The 14,905-nt window shown below is 64.5% G+C and carries 18 protein-coding genes and 2 pseudogenes; 16 read left to right on the top strand and 4 right to left on the bottom strand.

Annotation, left to right across the window (positions count from 1 at the left end):
* Positions 1–73 precede the first annotated feature (73 nt).
* The 11 genes from iscR (at position 74) to AC56LK_RS00700 (ending at position 8,364) form a co-directional block, all read left to right on the top strand.
* Positions 74–562: a Fe-S cluster assembly transcriptional regulator IscR gene (iscR, locus tag AC56LK_RS00750; RefSeq protein ID WP_497182662.1), complete on the top strand. Its 489-nt coding sequence runs from the start codon at positions 74–76 to the stop codon at positions 560–562.
* Positions 562–1,818 (top strand): IscS subfamily cysteine desulfurase, encoded by a 1,257-nt coding sequence (locus AC56LK_RS00745; protein ID WP_497182661.1) that lies wholly within the window; start codon positions 562–564, stop codon positions 1,816–1,818. Before iscR ends, AC56LK_RS00745 begins: the two co-directional genes overlap by 1 nt.
* Positions 1,819–1,843: 25 nt before the next feature.
* Positions 1,844–2,233, top strand: coding sequence for a Fe-S cluster assembly scaffold IscU (gene iscU, locus AC56LK_RS00740; RefSeq protein WP_369092782.1), 390 nt, complete (start codon positions 1,844–1,846; stop codon positions 2,231–2,233).
* Positions 2,234–2,260: 27 nt separating this feature from the next.
* Complete coding sequence (iscA, locus tag AC56LK_RS00735) at positions 2,261–2,584, top strand: iron-sulfur cluster assembly protein IscA (protein ID WP_036249162.1); 324 nt, start codon at positions 2,261–2,263, stop codon at positions 2,582–2,584.
* 3 nt (positions 2,585–2,587) lie between these two features.
* A complete protein-coding gene (hscB, locus tag AC56LK_RS00730) occupies positions 2,588–3,106 on the top strand; it encodes a Fe-S protein assembly co-chaperone HscB (protein WP_497182660.1) in 519 nt (172 codons plus the stop codon).
* A gap of 106 nt (positions 3,107–3,212) precedes the next feature.
* On the top strand, positions 3,213–5,102 hold the full coding sequence (gene hscA / locus AC56LK_RS00725; RefSeq protein ID WP_497182659.1) for a Fe-S protein assembly chaperone HscA: 1,890 nt from the start codon (positions 3,213–3,215) through the stop codon (positions 5,100–5,102).
* 67 nt (positions 5,103–5,169) lie between these two features.
* On the top strand, positions 5,170–5,511 hold the full coding sequence (gene fdx / locus AC56LK_RS00720) for an ISC system 2Fe-2S type ferredoxin (RefSeq protein ID WP_036249155.1): 342 nt from the start codon (positions 5,170–5,172) through the stop codon (positions 5,509–5,511).
* A gap of 13 nt (positions 5,512–5,524) precedes the next feature.
* Positions 5,525–5,719, top strand: a complete 195-nt coding sequence (gene iscX / locus AC56LK_RS00715) for a Fe-S cluster assembly protein IscX (protein WP_497182658.1) — start codon at positions 5,525–5,527, stop codon at positions 5,717–5,719.
* On the top strand, positions 5,706–6,584 hold the full coding sequence (locus AC56LK_RS00710) for a class I SAM-dependent methyltransferase (RefSeq protein ID WP_497182657.1): 879 nt from the start codon (positions 5,706–5,708) through the stop codon (positions 6,582–6,584). The genes iscX and AC56LK_RS00710 overlap by 14 nt, the downstream gene beginning before the upstream one ends.
* Positions 6,585–6,592: 8 nt before the next feature.
* Complete coding sequence (gene ltaE, locus AC56LK_RS00705) at positions 6,593–7,621, top strand: low-specificity L-threonine aldolase (RefSeq protein WP_497182656.1); 1,029 nt, start codon at positions 6,593–6,595, stop codon at positions 7,619–7,621.
* Positions 7,621–8,364: an rRNA pseudouridine synthase gene (locus AC56LK_RS00700; protein ID WP_497182655.1), complete on the top strand. Its 744-nt coding sequence runs from the start codon at positions 7,621–7,623 to the stop codon at positions 8,362–8,364. Before ltaE ends, AC56LK_RS00700 begins: the two co-directional genes overlap by 1 nt.
* Here AC56LK_RS00700 and AC56LK_RS00695 read toward each other — a convergent pair.
* Genes AC56LK_RS00695 through AC56LK_RS00680 form a run of 4 tightly spaced genes read right to left on the bottom strand, consistent with a single transcriptional unit; the run spans position 8,361 to position 10,594 of the window.
* Complete coding sequence (locus AC56LK_RS00695) at positions 8,361–8,906, bottom strand: RDD family protein (protein ID WP_497182654.1); 546 nt, start codon at positions 8,904–8,906, stop codon at positions 8,361–8,363. The two genes, AC56LK_RS00700 and AC56LK_RS00695, sit on opposite strands and share 4 nt — an antisense overlap.
* Entirely contained in the window at positions 8,875–9,630 is a 756-nt protein-coding gene (locus AC56LK_RS00690) for a DUF3106 domain-containing protein (protein WP_497182653.1), read from the bottom strand. Before AC56LK_RS00690 ends, AC56LK_RS00695 begins: the two co-directional genes overlap by 32 nt.
* A complete protein-coding gene (locus tag AC56LK_RS00685) occupies positions 9,627–10,028 on the bottom strand; it encodes a DUF3619 family protein (RefSeq protein WP_497182652.1) in 402 nt (133 codons plus the stop codon). Before AC56LK_RS00685 ends, AC56LK_RS00690 begins: the two co-directional genes overlap by 4 nt.
* Positions 10,025–10,594 (bottom strand): RNA polymerase sigma factor, encoded by a 570-nt coding sequence (locus AC56LK_RS00680; protein ID WP_436108039.1) that lies wholly within the window; start codon positions 10,592–10,594, stop codon positions 10,025–10,027. Before AC56LK_RS00680 ends, AC56LK_RS00685 begins: the two co-directional genes overlap by 4 nt.
* Positions 10,595–10,839: 245 nt before the next feature.
* Between AC56LK_RS00680 and AC56LK_RS00675 the strand changes: the two are divergent.
* The 5 genes and pseudogenes from AC56LK_RS00675 to ilvC form a co-directional block, all read left to right on the top strand.
* Positions 10,840–10,956 (top strand): annotated as a pseudogene (locus tag AC56LK_RS00675) (ABC transporter ATP-binding protein); the annotation flags it as partial.
* Positions 10,957–10,976: 20 nt separating this feature from the next.
* Positions 10,977–11,222: pseudogene (locus AC56LK_RS00670) on the top strand (ABC transporter permease); the annotation flags it as partial.
* A 381-nt stretch (positions 11,223–11,603) separates the two neighbouring features.
* The gene (locus AC56LK_RS00665) at positions 11,604–13,331 is read left to right on the top strand and encodes an acetolactate synthase 3 catalytic subunit (RefSeq protein WP_497182651.1); all 1,728 of its coding nucleotides are present in this window, start codon (positions 11,604–11,606) and stop codon (positions 13,329–13,331) included.
* Entirely contained in the window at positions 13,331–13,822 is a 492-nt protein-coding gene (gene ilvN, locus AC56LK_RS00660) for an acetolactate synthase small subunit (RefSeq protein WP_027867685.1), read from the top strand. The genes AC56LK_RS00665 and ilvN overlap by 1 nt, the downstream gene beginning before the upstream one ends.
* A gap of 35 nt (positions 13,823–13,857) precedes the next feature.
* Positions 13,858–14,874: a ketol-acid reductoisomerase gene (gene ilvC / locus AC56LK_RS00655; protein WP_497182650.1), complete on the top strand. Its 1,017-nt coding sequence runs from the start codon at positions 13,858–13,860 to the stop codon at positions 14,872–14,874.
* Positions 14,875–14,905 lie beyond the last annotated feature (31 nt).

Below are 14,905 nucleotides of genomic sequence, written 5' to 3'. Positions count from 1 at the left end.
GTTGCGCTGCACCGAGGGGTTGAAAAGAGGCAATACTTATTTAGAGCAAGATTTTACATTAACCGGGGTTGTGATGCGTCTGACCACCAAAGGCCGTTTTGCTGTTACCGCGATGATCGACCTCGCCCTGCGTCAGGGTAATGGTCCGGTCACGCTGTCGGGCATCAGCCAGCGCCAGGCCATTTCGCTGTCCTACCTGGAACAACTGTTCGGCAAGCTGCGCCGCCACGAGATCGTCGAGTCGATCCGCGGTCCCGGCGGCGGCTACAGCCTGGCCCGTCCTGCCGACAAGGTGACGGTGGCCGACATCATCATCGCGGTCGACGAGCCGCTCGATGCCACCCAGTGTGGCGGTAAAGAAAATTGTCACGGCGCCGACGCTGCTTCCGGCACCCGTTGCATGACCCACGAGCTGTGGACCACGCTGAACGCCAAGATGGTCGACTACCTCGATTCGGTCTCGCTGCAAGACCTGGTCGACCAGCAGAAGCAGAAAGAACAGAACGTCGTGGTGGTGCACCGCACCCCCGCAGCCGCCAATATTGAAACCGGAGTGAACTGATGAACGCGCCCTTGGACAAAAAAATCGAGCAGAGCTTCGTGACTGCGCCGCATTTCCCGATCTACATGGATTACTCGGCGACCACGCCGATCGATCCGCGCGTCGCCGACAAGATGATTCCCTACCTGCGCGAGCAGTTCGGTAATCCGGCATCGCGCAGCCACATGTACGGCTGGAGCGCGGAAGCGGCGGTCGAGGAAGCGCGCGCCAACGTGGCGGCCCTGGTCGGCGCCGATCCGCGCGAAATCATCTGGACCTCGGGCGCGACCGAATCGAACAACCTGGCCCTGAAGGGCGCCGCCCAGTTCTACAAGACCAAGGGCAAGCACATCATCACCGTCAAGACCGAGCACAAGGCGGTGCTGGACACCGTGCGCGAACTGGAGCGCCAGGGCTTCGAGGCGACCTACCTCGAGCCGCAGGACAACGGCCTGATCACGCTGGCCCAGCTGGAAGCCGCGATCCGTCCGGACACCATCCTGGTCTCGGTCATGCTGGTGAATAACGAGATCGGCGTCATCCAGCCGATCGACGAGATCGGCGAACTGTGCCGCTCGAAGGGCATCATCTTCCATTGCGACGCGGCGCAAGCCACCGGCAAGGTCGAGATCAACCTGGAAAAGACCAAGTGCGACCTGATGACCTTCACCGCGCACAAGACTTATGGTCCGAAGGGCGTCGGCGCCCTGTACGTGCGCCGCAAGCCGCGCGTGCGCCTGGAAGCGCAGATGCACGGCGGCGGCCATGAGCGCGGCCTGCGTTCGGGCACGCTGCCGACCCACCAGATCGTCGGCATGGGCGAAGCCTTCCGCATCGCCAAGGAAGAGATGAACAGCGAGCTGGAACGCGTGAAGGCGCTGCGCGACCGCCTGGCCAAGGGCCTGCTGGAGATCGAAGAGGTCTACATCAACGGCGACATGGACCAGCGCGTGCCGCACAACCTGAACGTCTCGTTCAACTACGTCGAGGGCGAGTCGCTGATCATGGCGATCAAGGACATCGCCGTGTCGTCCGGTTCGGCCTGCACCTCGGCCTCGCTGGAACCATCCTACGTGCTGCGCGCCCTGGGCCGCAGCGACGAGCTGGCGCACAGCTCGATCCGCTTCACCATCGGCCGCTTCACGACCGAGCAGGACATCGACTTTGCCGTCGAGCTGCTGAAGTCGAAGGTCGGCAAACTGCGCGAACTGTCGCCGCTGTGGGACATGTTCAAGGAAGGGATTGATCTCAATTCCATCCAATGGGCAGCCCACTAATTACAGAATTTCAAGGAGTATCACCATGGCATATTCGGACAAAGTACTGGACCACTACGAAAACCCGCGCAACGTCGGCGCCTTCGACAAGGGCGATGATGCGGTGGGCACCGGCATGGTCGGCGCACCGGCCTGCGGCGACGTGATGAAGCTGCAGATCAAGGTCAACGAGCAAGGCCTGATCGAAGACGCGAAGTTCAAGACCTATGGCTGCGGTTCGGCCATCGCATCGAGCTCGCTCGTGACCGAATGGGTCAAGGGCAAGTCGCTGGACGAGGCGCTGTCGATCAAGAACACCCAGATCGCGGAAGAACTGGCGCTGCCGCCGGTGAAGATCCACTGCTCGATCCTGGCGGAAGACGCGATCAAGGCCGCCGTGGCCGATTACAAGAGCAAGCACGCCGCGAAGGCGTAACGAGTAAGCTAGATTGGAGCAAGCGTAATGGCAATCACCCTGACTGAAAAAGCCGCGAAGCACGTCAACCGTTACCTCGAACGCCGGGGCAAGGGCATCGGCTTGCGCTTCGGTGTGCGCACGACCGGCTGCTCCGGCCTGGCCTACAAGCTCGAGTACGTCGACGAAGCCTCGAACGAAGACAATGTCTTCGAATCGCATGGCGTGAAGGTCTTCGTCGACCCGAAAAGCCTGCCCTACATCGACGGTACTGAGCTGGACTTCGCCCGCGAAGGCCTGAACGAGGGCTTCCGCTTCAACAACCCGAACGTCAAGGACAACTGCGGCTGCGGCGAAAGCTTCCGTATCTAACGCATGAAGCAGACCCACTTCGAGCTGTTCCAGCTGCCGGCCACCTTCGCGGTCGACGGCGACGCGCTGGACGCGGCCTACCGCGAGATCCAGGGCCGCGTGCACCCGGACCGCTTCGTGAGCGCGACCGACGCCGAGAAGCGCGTGGCGATGCAGTGGGCGACGCGCGCCAACGAGGCCTACCAGACCCTGCGCAATCCGCAGAAGCGGGCGCAGTACCTCTGCGAGATCAATGGCGTCGACCTGCAGACCGAGTCGAATACCGCGATGCCCGCAAGCTTCCTGATGCAGCAGATGGAATGGCGCGAAGCGCTCGACGATGCGCGCGCGGCGAAGGATGCGGCTGCGCTGGACGATCTCGACGCGCAGGTGCGCCGTGAACGCAAGGGCATGCTGGAGCAGGTCGGCAAGCAGCTCGACGCCGGCGATTATCAGGGCGCCGCGCAGGGCGTGCGCGCCATGATGTTCCTCGATAAGTTCGGTGAAGAGGTACAGTACGCGTTCGAAGCACTCGACGCGTAGTGGATATCGCATGGGGCCGGGGTCGTTTGTGTCGATGGCACAAACGACCCCGGCCACTTGGCAGCACAGAAAACGCAGCACATAAAAACAAGCAGGTAACACGACAATGGCACTACTCCAAATCGCCGAACCCGGCATGTCCACCGCCCCGCACCAGCACCGCCTGGCGGTCGGCATCGACCTGGGCACCACCAACTCGCTGGTTGCCACCGTCCGCAGCGGCAGCCCGGAAGTGCTGAGCGACGAGGACGGCCGTCCGCTGCTGCCATCGGTCGTGCGCTACCTCCCCAACGGCAATGCCAACATCGGCTACAAGGCCCAGGCGCACCAGACCACCGACCCGAAGAACACGGTGGTGTCGGTCAAGCGCTTCATGGGCCGCGGCCTGAAGGACATCGCCCACGCCGAGAACCTGCCCTACGACTTCGTCGACGCTCCCGGCATGGTCCAGATCAACACGGTCGCCGGCGTAAAGAGCCCGGTCGAGACCTCGGCCCAGATCCTGGCGACGCTGCGCCAGCGCGCCGAAGACGCGCTCGGCGACGACCTGGTCGGCGCGGTCATCACGGTGCCGGCCTATTTCGACGACGCCCAGCGCCAGGCCACCAAGGATGCGGCCCAGCTGGCCGGCATCAACGTGCTGCGCCTGCTGTCCGAGCCGACCGCCGCCGCCATCGCCTATGGCCTCGACCACGGCAAGGAAGGCGTCTACGCGGTCTACGACCTCGGCGGCGGGACCTTCGACATCTCGATCCTCAAGCTTTCCAAGGGCGTGTTCGAAGTCCTGTCCACCGGCGGCGATTCGGCCCTGGGCGGCGACGACTTCGACCACCGCCTGTTCTGCTGGATCACCGAGCAGGCCAAGCTGGCGCCGCTGTCCGAGCAGGACACGGCGACCCTGATGGTCAAGGCGCGCCAGGCCAAGGAACTGCTGTCGACCAATGAAGAAACCACCGTCGAAGCGATCCTGAGGTCGGGCGAGATCGTGCAGGTGACCATCAAGGCGCACACCTTCGCCGAGATCACCAAGCACCTGGTCGGCAAGACCATGAATGCGATCCGCAAGGCGATGCGCGACGCCGACGTGAGCGTCGAGGACGTCGACGGCGTCGTGATGGTCGGCGGCGCCACCCGCATGCCGCACGTGCGCCGCGCCGTGTCCGAGTTCTTCCACACCATCCCGCACGCGAACATCGACCCGGACAAGGTGGTGGCGCTGGGCGCCGCCATCCAGGCCAACCTGCTGGCCGGTAACCGCGCCGAAGGCGACGACTGGCTGCTGCTGGACGTGACCCCGCTGTCGCTCGGCATCGAGACCATGGGCGGCCTGGTCGAGAAGATCATCCCGCGCAATTCCACCATCCCGTGCGCCCGCGCGCAGGAATTCACCACCTTCAAGGATGGCCAGACCGCGCTGGCGGTGCACGTGGTGCAGGGCGAGCGCGAACTGGTGTCGGACTGCCGTTCGCTGGCGCGCTTCGAGCTGCGCGGCATTCCGCCGATGGCGGCCGGCGCGGCGCGCATCCGCGTGACCTACCAGGTCGACGCCGATGGCCTGCTGTCGGTGTCGGCACGCGAGACCCGCTCCGGCGTCGAAGCCTCGATCACCGTCAAGCCGTCCTACGGCCTGGGCGACGACGAGGTGGCGCGCATGCTGCAGGATTCCTATAGTTCGGCCCAGGGCGACATGCAGATGCGCGCCCTGCGCGAAGAGCAGGTCGAGGCCGAGCGCATCCTGCTGGCGACCCAGTCGGCGCTGGATGCCGATACGGAGCTGCTGAGCGACGCCGAGCAGGATGATGTGGCGAAACTGGTGCACGGCGTGCGCGATGCGATCCACCGCTCGAACGACACCTCGCTGGAAGCAGGGCAACGCCAGGATGCCCTGCACGCGGCGGTGCAGGCGCTGGCCAAGGGTACGGAAGAATTCGCGGCACGCCGGATGGACAAGAGCGTGCGCAAGGTCCTGGCGGGCAAGTCGCTGGACGAGGTCTAAGCCTTATCTATACGTTGTGTGGGCGGGTCTCCCGCCCACACAACGAAAACAACCATCGAGGTAATCAGTGCCACAAATCGTCATCCTCCCTCATCCGGTCTTCTGCCCTGACGGCGCCGTGCTGGAATCCCCGGCCGGCAAGTCGATCTGCGACGTCCTGCTGGAAAACGACATCGAGATCGAACACGCCTGCGACCGCGTCTGCGCCTGCACCACCTGCCACGTGATCGTGCGCGAAGGCTTCGACTCGCTGAACGAGCAGGAAGAAAAAGAAGAAGACATGCTCGACAAGGCCTGGGGCCTGGAGCCGAACTCGCGCCTGTCCTGCCAGGCGATCGTCGCCGACGAAGACCTGGTCGTCGAGATCCCGAAGTACACCATCAACCACGCAGCAGAGAAAAACCACTGAGCAGGAGCCTGCCATGAAGTGGACCGACGTCTCGGCGATCGCCGAGACCCTCTACGAGAAGTACCCGGACGTCGACCCCGCCACCGTGCGCTTCGTCGACCTGCACAACTGGGTCGTCGAGCTCGACGGCTTCAGCGACGACCGCAGCCGCGGCGGCGAACGGGTACTGGAAGCCATTCAGGCAGCATGGATCGATGAAGCACGCTAAGCACACCCCCAAACCAACGGCAGCGCCGGAACTCCCACCCGAGGTCCGCCCCGGCCAGTCGATCGAGCTGCTGAAGGAACTGCACATCCTCACGCGCGACGGCAAGCTGAACCAGGACAGCCGCCGCAAGCTGAAGCAGGTCTACCACCTGTACAACTTCATCGAGCCGCTGCTGCAGGACGTGCGCGAGCAGAAGCCGGGCGTGACCCTGGTCGACCACGGCGCCGGCAAGTCCTACCTCGGCTTCATCCTGTACGACCTGTTCTTCAAGGGCCTGGACGACGGCGCGCACATCTATGGCATCGAGACGCGCGAAGAGCTGGTCCAGAAGTCGACCGAGCTGGCCGCGCGCCTGGGCTTCACGGGCATGTCCTTCCTGCCGCTGTCGGTGGCGGAGTCGACAAGCTCCGACAAGCTGCCGCCGACCATCGACATCGTCACCGCACTGCACGCCTGCAACACGGCCACCGACGACGCCATCGACTTCGCCCTCAAGAAAAAGGCGAAGCACATGGTGCTGGTGCCCTGCTGCCAGGCCGAAGTCGCGACCGTCCTGCGCAAGAACAAGGGCAAGGACCTGGGCCGCAACGCGCTGACCGAAATCTGGCGCCACCCGATCCACACCCGCGAATTCGGCAGCCAGGTCACCAACGTGCTGCGCTGCCTGCAGCTGGAAGCGCACGGCTACCAGGTGACCGTCACCGAGCTGGTGGGCTGGGAGCACTCGATGAAGAACGAACTCATCGTCGCGACCTACAAGAACCTGCCGCGCCGCCGGCCGTCTGAGCGCCTTCAGGAAGTGATGGCCGAACTTGGCCTCACTGAGATGAAGGGGCGTTTCTATACCCCTGTCACAGCAGACTGAGAGCGAATATGAGCAAGCAGCACTGGATCGACCTGCGCAGCGACACCGTCACCCAACCCTCCGACGCGATGCGCGCCGTGATGGCGTCGGCGGAAGTCGGCGACGACGTGTACGGCGACGACCCCTCGGTCAACCGCCTGCAGGACTATGCCGCCGAGCTGTTCGGCTACGAGGCCGGCCTGTTCGCGCCCTCGGGCACCCAGACCAATTTGATCGCCCTGATGACGCACTGCGGCCGCGGCGACGAGTACCTGGTCGGCCAGGAAGCCCACACCTACAAGTACGAAGGCGGCGGCGCCGCGGTGCTGGGTTCGATCCAACCGCAGCCGATCGCCAACCAGCCGGACGGCTCGATCGCCCTGGGCGACATCGAGGCCTACATCAAGCCCGACGACATGCACTTCGCGCGTACCCGCCTGCTGGCGCTGGAAAACACCATCGGCGGCCGCGTGCTGCCGCAGGATTACGTCAAGGCGGCGACCAGCCTCGCGCACAGCAAAGGCCTGGCCACCCACCTCGACGGCGCCCGCATCTGCAATGCCGCCGTCAAGAACGGCATCAGCCTGCGCGAAGCCGTGCAAGGCTTCGATACCGTCTCGGTCTGCCTGTCGAAGGGCCTGGGTGCGCCGGTCGGCTCCGTGCTGCTGGGACCCAAGGCCTTCATCGAGCAGGGCAAGCGCTGGCGCAAGATGCTGGGTGGCGGCATGCGCCAGGCCGGCGTGCTGGCCGCGGCCGCGCAGTATGCGCTCGAGCACAACGTGGAGCGCCTGGCCGAGGACCATGCCAACGCCGCCGCGCTGGCACAAGGCCTGTCGCAGATCGCCGCCTTGAAGGTCGGCAGCCCGCAGACCAATATTTTCTGGATGGATGTCCCGGCCGCCGCCTGCGAGCCGCTGCGCCAGCACCTGGCCCGCGCGCACATCCGCGCCTCGATCGGCCCGCGCACCCGCCTGGTGACCCACCTGGACGTGTGCGCCGCCGACGTGACCCGCACCGTCGAGGTGTTCCAGGCCTTCTTCGCCGACTGGCGGTCCTGATGGCGGCTGACATGAAGGAAGACGGCATCCGCCTGGCCAAGCGCGTCGCGGCGCAACTGGGCTGCTCGCGCGCCGAAGCGGAGCGCTATATCGCCGGCGGCGGCGTCAGCGTCGACGGCCAGGTCGTCGAGGACCCGGCCAGCCGCGTGCTGCCCTCGCAGGACGTGCGCGTGCTGCCGGGCGCCTCGAGCGAGGAAGCGCCGCCGGTCACCATCCTGCTGTACAAGCCGGCCGGGATTAACTCGGGTGTCGGCGCGCGCGGCGAGCCGGCCCTGGACTGCCTGCTGCCGGAAGCCCAGGCGCAGGGCCACGGACAGCCGCGCTTCCTCAAGCGCCACCTGCACAAGCTGACCCTGACCTCGCCGCTGGAGACGGATGCGAGCGGGCTGGTGGTCTTCACCCAGGACTTCCGGGTGGTGCGCAAGCTGGTGGACGACGCCGCGCGCGTGGAGCAGGAGTACATCGTCGACGTCACCGGTTCCATCAAGGAAGGCGGACTGGCGCTGCTGAATCACGGCCTCGGCTTCAGCGGCAAGCCGATCGCACCGATGAAGGTCAGCTGGCAGAACGAGCACCGGCTGCGCTTCGCGCTGAAGGACGTGCGCCCAGGGCTGATCGATCACATGTGCCGCGAGGTCGGGCTGGAGATCGTCGAGATGCGCCGCATCCGCATCGGGCGCGTGCCGATGGCGGGTCTGCAGGCGGGGCAGTGGCGCTATCTGCTCGACTACGAGCGCTTCTAGTCCGACCTGCCGGAGGCGGTTTTCTTCGGGAGTGCGATCAGGCGGGTGCCGGCCAGGCGGTCGTGCAGGAACTGCCGATCCTTGTCGAACAGTGCCGTCATGGCCCAGGCCACGATTCCGACCACGAAGGCCACTGCAATCTGTCCCTTGCCGTGCAGCCCGAAGGCCCAGCACGCGCCCAAGGCCGGCAGGAACCAGCCCCAGGCCAGCAGGAAGCGCAGGGCGGCCGTCCTGAACGGCAGCTGGTGGTGCCCGGGTTGGACCACCTTGATGCGCCAGGTCTTCATGGCCAGCGTATGTCCGGTGTTCATCCAGCACCAGGTGAAGTAGGCTCCCGTCACCAGGAACAGCCAGGCTTTCATCCCTTCCTTGGCCAGCGGGTGCTGGCTGTTCAGGGTCACCAGCATGTAGAAGGCGATCGCCAGCATCTCCACCGAGACCAGCAGCAGCGCTTCGTAGAGCATCACGGTGACGCGGCGCAGGATGGTCGGGGTGGCGACCGGTGCGGACTTAGTTGCTGGCGTTGCTTGGGTTGCTGGCATTCGGAGCGGACTGGGCGGCAGGTGAAGGGGCGGCAGGCGCCGCAGCCGCTGGAGCGGCGGCAGGCGGCGCCGACGTGATCGTGGTCGGTACGGTGGCGGCGCCGGCCGCGCTTGCCGGCGTCGGCAGGATGCAGGCGGTGCCGCGGCGCGTGGCGCCCGGCGGGCAGCTGGTCGGCGTGTCGATGATCGGCGAATGCGGCAGGGAGGGCGCGCCCTGGGACGTGCCCGAGCGTGCCAGCCGGCGCTTTTCTTCCTCGGACAGCTGCTTGTAGCTCTCCCAGGTAGCGGTCTTCTGGCCCGGCGCCAGTTTGCGGGTCTTGCTGTAGTTTTCGCGCGCGAGATTGCGCTGGGCCGGCGTCAGGCGCATCCACTGGCGCATGCGCTCGTGCACGCGCTGCTGCTCGGCCGGGTTCATCGAGGCGAAACGCTGCGACATCTCGAGCCAGCGGCGCTTGCGCATGCCGTCCATGCCGTCCCATTCGGGCTGCAGAGGTTTGAGTGCACGCTGCTGGTTACGGGTCAGTTCGCGCCAGAGCGGCTTGTCGAGGGTCTTGGCGGGCGGCTTGGCGCCGGCTGCGATGGTGGGAGGCGCGCCTGCGCCGCGGGCGGCGGGCGCCGTCGATTCGGATTTGTTGTAGACCGCCCAGGTCGCGGCCCCGGCAATCAAGACCGCGGCCGCAGTTGCAACGACGGCGATGCGGGGCTTCGGCGCGGTTTTCGTCATTGCTGGCGCTGTTGCGACTCCACATAGGCATTGAAGCCATGGTCGAGGTAGGCGGTCAGCGGCAGTTCGTCGGCCAGCACGGCGGCGTCGATCTCGGCCATCGCGGCGAGGCGCTGCTGCTGCTCGTACTGGTAGACGCCGCCCATGCCGATGACCAGGGCCAGCATCGGCGCCGCCACGGCGATCCGCGCGAGAGCCGGGCCGCTGAACAAGGCCTTGATGTCGAACAAGGGGCGCTTGGCCTGCGGAGCCTGGCGGGGCGCGTCAGCTTTCTTGCGTGACAAGGCGAGCGCGCGCGCCGCAGCCAGCCGCTCGGTCGTCGAAACCGGCAGCGCGTCGAGGTTCTCGTTCAGGGCATGGCGTAGCTTGTACGCCAGGTTGATGTCGTCCGTGTTCATAGCTTGATTCCCTTGGCCTTGAGCGCCTCGGCGAGGGCGTGGGTCGCGCGCGAGCAGTGTGTCTTGACGCTTCCCTCGGAACAACCCATCGCTTCGGCCGTCTCGGCCACGTCCATATCCTGCCAGTAACGCATGAGGAAGGCTTCCCGTTGACGCGGTGGGAGCTTTTCTACTTCCTGTTCAATCAGGCGTAGGGTTTGTGCGCGCTCAAACTGGTCGGCGCTGGATTCCGCGGCGGCCGTTCCCGCTTCCGCTTCATAGGAAGAAAGTATATCAAATTCCTCATCGTCCCCATCCGGCCGGCTGAAGCCCGAGAAGAGGCTGATCCAGGTATTCCGCACCTTTTCGCGGCGGAAGTAATCGAGGATGGTGGTCTGCAGGATGCGCTGGAACAGCATGGGCAGCTCGGCCGCCGGCTTGTCGCCGTATTTCTCGGCCAGCTTGATCATCGCGTCCTGCACGATGTCGAGCGCCGATTCGTCCTTGCGAACCGCATAGACCGCCTGCTTGAACGCACGCCGTTCGACATTCTCGAGGAAGTCGTTGAGTTCTTTGTCTGTGGCCATGCGTTGTTGAAAAGGCGCCTTGATGCGAATGCCGTGAGGAAAACTATCGAATCCTAGCAAAAAACCATCCTTCACGCATCGAAATCGCGCAGCGGGCGGCTGGAGGAGGTCCTCGGTGCCGCCAAGAAGTGCATGAAGTTAGTCGAAATGATTCGTTGTTGGGCGTGGAGTGCATGGCTATTCCGGAATCAGGTTCACTCAACATTATTCGCCATGCCGCTCGACTCGACCCGCCAGGATTTCGGCCGCCCTGGAAGACGGTGCGCGAGAACGTCATGCTCCCGCTGCTGGCCGGCGGGGTGAAGCGCAAGGAGGCGGCCCTGCGGGCGCGCCACTGGCTCGGCAAGGTGGGGCTGGCGAAGAAGCGCTGGTGGTGGGGAACCTGTCGGGCCTGAAGATCGGCTGGGCCTTCGCCTGGCGGACCCTGATCGCGGCTGAGTTGGTTTTTGGCAGTACGTCGGGGCAGGGCGGACTCGGCTGGTATATCTTCCAGAGCCGCAACGAACTGTTTGCCGACAAGGTCTTCGCCGGCCTGGCCGCCGTCATCCTCATCGGGCTGGCGATCGAACACCTCGTGTTCCAGACCCTGGAACGGCTGACCGTCCGCCGCTGGGGCATGCAGCGCTGAACGCATCCGCGGCGCAGCAAAAAAATCATCGTTTATGCCTTGACCAAAATGGTGCAACGCAGTAATGTGTTTGAATGCTTTGCACCCCCGAAGCTCTCCAGTCTCCCGGTTAAGGCCCACAAGCCATCTCCGGATTGACGCGCTTTCATTTGTAGGCAGTTTGCTCCGACCCGCGCCAAAAGCGCGAGAGATGCGTATAAACGCTACAGACACTCAAGCCGAACGAGTTGCGCCCAGCGCCCGTGCGTCAGGACCCTACGGTGTCCCCAAACACAGCCGCGACCGCAGAGAGAAGGGACGCATGAGGGTTGTTGCGCATATCGTATTTCGTTAGGAACGGGCATCCGATCAAACTCCCATTGGGTATTGAAAGGAATGAACATGAATAACGATGCATCAGCTCCCATCACGGGTGCTGAGATAGTGGTGCGTTGTCTCGCGGAAGAGGGCGTCAAGCACGTCTTCGGTTATCCCGGCGGGGCAGTCCTCTACATCTACGACGCCATCTTCAAGCAGGACAAGTTCCAGCACGTCCTCGTCCGCCACGAACAGGCCGCGGTCCATGCCGCAGACGCTTATTCGCGCAGCTCCAACACCGTCGGCGTTGCCCTCGTGACCTCCGGTCCGGGCGTGACCAATGCCGTCACCGGCCTGTCCACGGCCTACATGGATTCGATCCCGATGGTCGTCATTTCCGGCCAGGTGCCGAGCCATGCGATCGGCCAGGATGCCTTCCAGGAATGCGACACCGTCGGCATCACCCGCCCGGTGGTCAAGCACAACTTTCTGGTCAAGGATGTCCGCGAACTGGCATCGACCATCAAGAAAGCCTTCTTCATCGCCCGCACCGGCCGTCCCGGCCCCGTGCTGGTCGATATCCCGAAGGACATCACCATGCACAAGTGCGCGTTCGAGTATCCTCGCGAGATCGAGATGCGCTCGTACAAGCCGGTGGACAAGGGCCACGCCGGCCAGATCCGCAAGGCCGTGCAGCTGCTGCAAGGGGCCGAGCGCCCGATGATCTATGCGGGCGGCGGCGTCATCCTGGCGAATGCCTCGAATGAACTGAACCGCATGGTCGAGAAGCTCGGCTTCCCGGTGACCAACACGCTGATGGGCCTGGGCGCCTCGCGCTCGAGCAGCCCGCACTTCGTCGGCATGCCCGGCATGCACGGCACCTATGAAGCGAACATGGCGATGCAGCACTGCGACGTCCTGATCGCCATCGGCGCCCGTTTCGACGACCGCGTGATCGGCAACCCGAAGCACTTCGCCTCCAACCCGCGCAAGATCATCCACATCGACATCGACCCTTCGTCGATCTCGAAGCGGGTCAAGGTCGACATCCCGATCGTCGGCAACGTCAAGGACGTGCTGGTCGAACTGCTGTCGCAGCTCGACGCCAGCACCGCCCAGACCAATACCAGCGCCCTGCAGGCCTGGTGGAAGCAGATCGCCGAGTGGCGCGGCAAGGATTGCCTGGCCTATACGGATTCGAGTGAGCTGATCAAGCCGCAGTCGGTCATCGAGCAGCTGCACCGCGTGACCAACGGCGACGCCTTCATCACCTCGGACGTCGGCCAGCACCAGATGTGGGCCGCGCAGTACTACGGCTTCGACAAGCCGCGCCGCTGGATCAACTCGGGCGGCCTGGGCACCATGGGCGTCGGCCTGCCGTACGCGATGGGCGTGCAGATGGCGAATCCGGATGCGACGGTCGCCTGCGTCACCGGCGAAGGCTCGATCCAGATGTGCATCCAGGAGCTCGCGACCTGCAAGCAATACCACCTGACCCCGAAGATCATCCTGCTGAACAACCGCTTCCTCGGCATGGTCCGCCAGTGGCAGCAGATCGACTACGGTTCGCGCTATTCCGAGTCCTACATGGATTCGCTGCCGGACTTCGAGAAGCTGGCCGAGGCCTATGGCCACGTGGGCATGCGCATCGAAAAGCCGTCCGACGTCGAGGGCTCGCTGCGCGAGGCCTTCGCCATGAAGGACCGCCTGGTGTTCATGAACTTCATCACCGACCAGAGCGAGAACGTCTGGCCGATGGTCAAGGCCGGCAAGGGCCTGAATGAAATGCTGCTCGGTTCGGAGGACCTGTAATGCGACACATCATTTCCGTCCTCCTCGAAAATGAAGCCGGTGCGCTGTCGCGCGTGGTCGGGCTGTTCTCGGCACGCGGCTACAACATCGAAACCCTGACCGTGGCGCCGACCGAAGACGCGACCCTGTCGCGCATGACCATCGTCACCAGCGGCTCGGACGACATCATCGAGCAGATCACCAAGCACCTGAACCGCCTGATCGAAGTGGTGAAGGTGGTCGATCTCACCGAAGGCCAGCACATCGAGCGGGAGCTCATGCTCATCAAGGTGCGGGCGGTCGGCAAGGAGCGCGAGGAGATGAAGCGCACCGCCGACATCTTCCGCGGCCGCATCATCGACGTGACCGAGAAGACCTACACGATCGAACTGACCGGCGCCAAGAGCAAGCTGGATGCCTTCATCGACGCCATCGACCGGGCCTCCATCCTCGAGACCGTCCGTACCGGCGGCTCGGGCATCGGCCGCGGCGAACGCATCCTCAAAGTATAAGCAATCCCACACTTACAAAAAATTAGGAATACATCATGAAAGTTTTCTACGACAAAGACTGCGACCTCTCCCTTATCAAAGGCAAGAATGTCGCCATCATCGGCTACGGCTCGCAGGGCCACGCGCACGCGCAAAACCTGAGCGAATCCGGCGTCAATGTCACCGTGGGGCTGCGCCGTGGCGGCGCATCGTGGAACAAGGTCGAAGCGGCCGGCCTGAAGGTCGCCGAGGTCGATGAAGCGGTCAAGAACGCCGACGTCATCATGATCCTGCTGCCGGACGAGAACATCGCCGAAGTCTACAAGAACAACGTCGAGCCGAACGCCAAGCAGGGCGCCGCGCTGGCCTTCGCCCACGGCTTCAATGTCCACTACGGCCAGGTCGTGCCGCGCGCCGACCTCGACGTGATCATGGTCGCACCGAAGGCCCCGGGCCACACCGTGCGCGGCACCTACCGCCAGGGTGGCGGCGTACCGCACCTGGTCGCCGTCTACCAGGACAAGTCGGGTTCGGCACGCGACATCGCGCTGTCCTACGCCATGGCCAACGGCGGCGGCCGCGCCGGCATCATCGAGACCAACTTCCGCGAAGAGACCGAGACCGACCTGTTCGGCGAGCAGGCCGTGCTGTGCGGCGGTGCGGTCGAGCTGATCAAGGCAGGCTTCGAGACCCTGACCGAAGCCGGCTACGCGCCGGAAATGGCCTACTTCGAGTGCCTGCACGAGCTCAAGCTGATCGTCGACCTGATCTACGAAGGCGGCATCGCCAACATGAACTACTCGATCTCGAACAACGCGGAATACGGCGAGTACGTCACCGGCCCGAAAGTCGTCACCTCGGCGACCAAGGATGCGATGCGCCAGTGCCTGAAGGACATCCAGACCGGTGAATACGCGAAGAGCTTCATCCTCGAGAACAAGGCCGGCGCCCCGACCCTGATCTCGCGCCGCCGCCTGACCGCCGAGCATCCGATCGAGGAAGTCGGCGCCAAGCTGCGCGCGATGATGCCGTGGATCGCGAAGAACAAGCTGGTCGACCAGTCGAAGAACTAAGCCGTACCCAGCGGTGTCGGGCCGTAGTCCG

Source organism: Telluria sp. ZB4P36 (assembly GCF_059685865.1).
The sequence above is the reverse complement of the archived record's forward strand: the minus strand, read 5'-3'. Positions and strand labels throughout refer to the sequence as shown.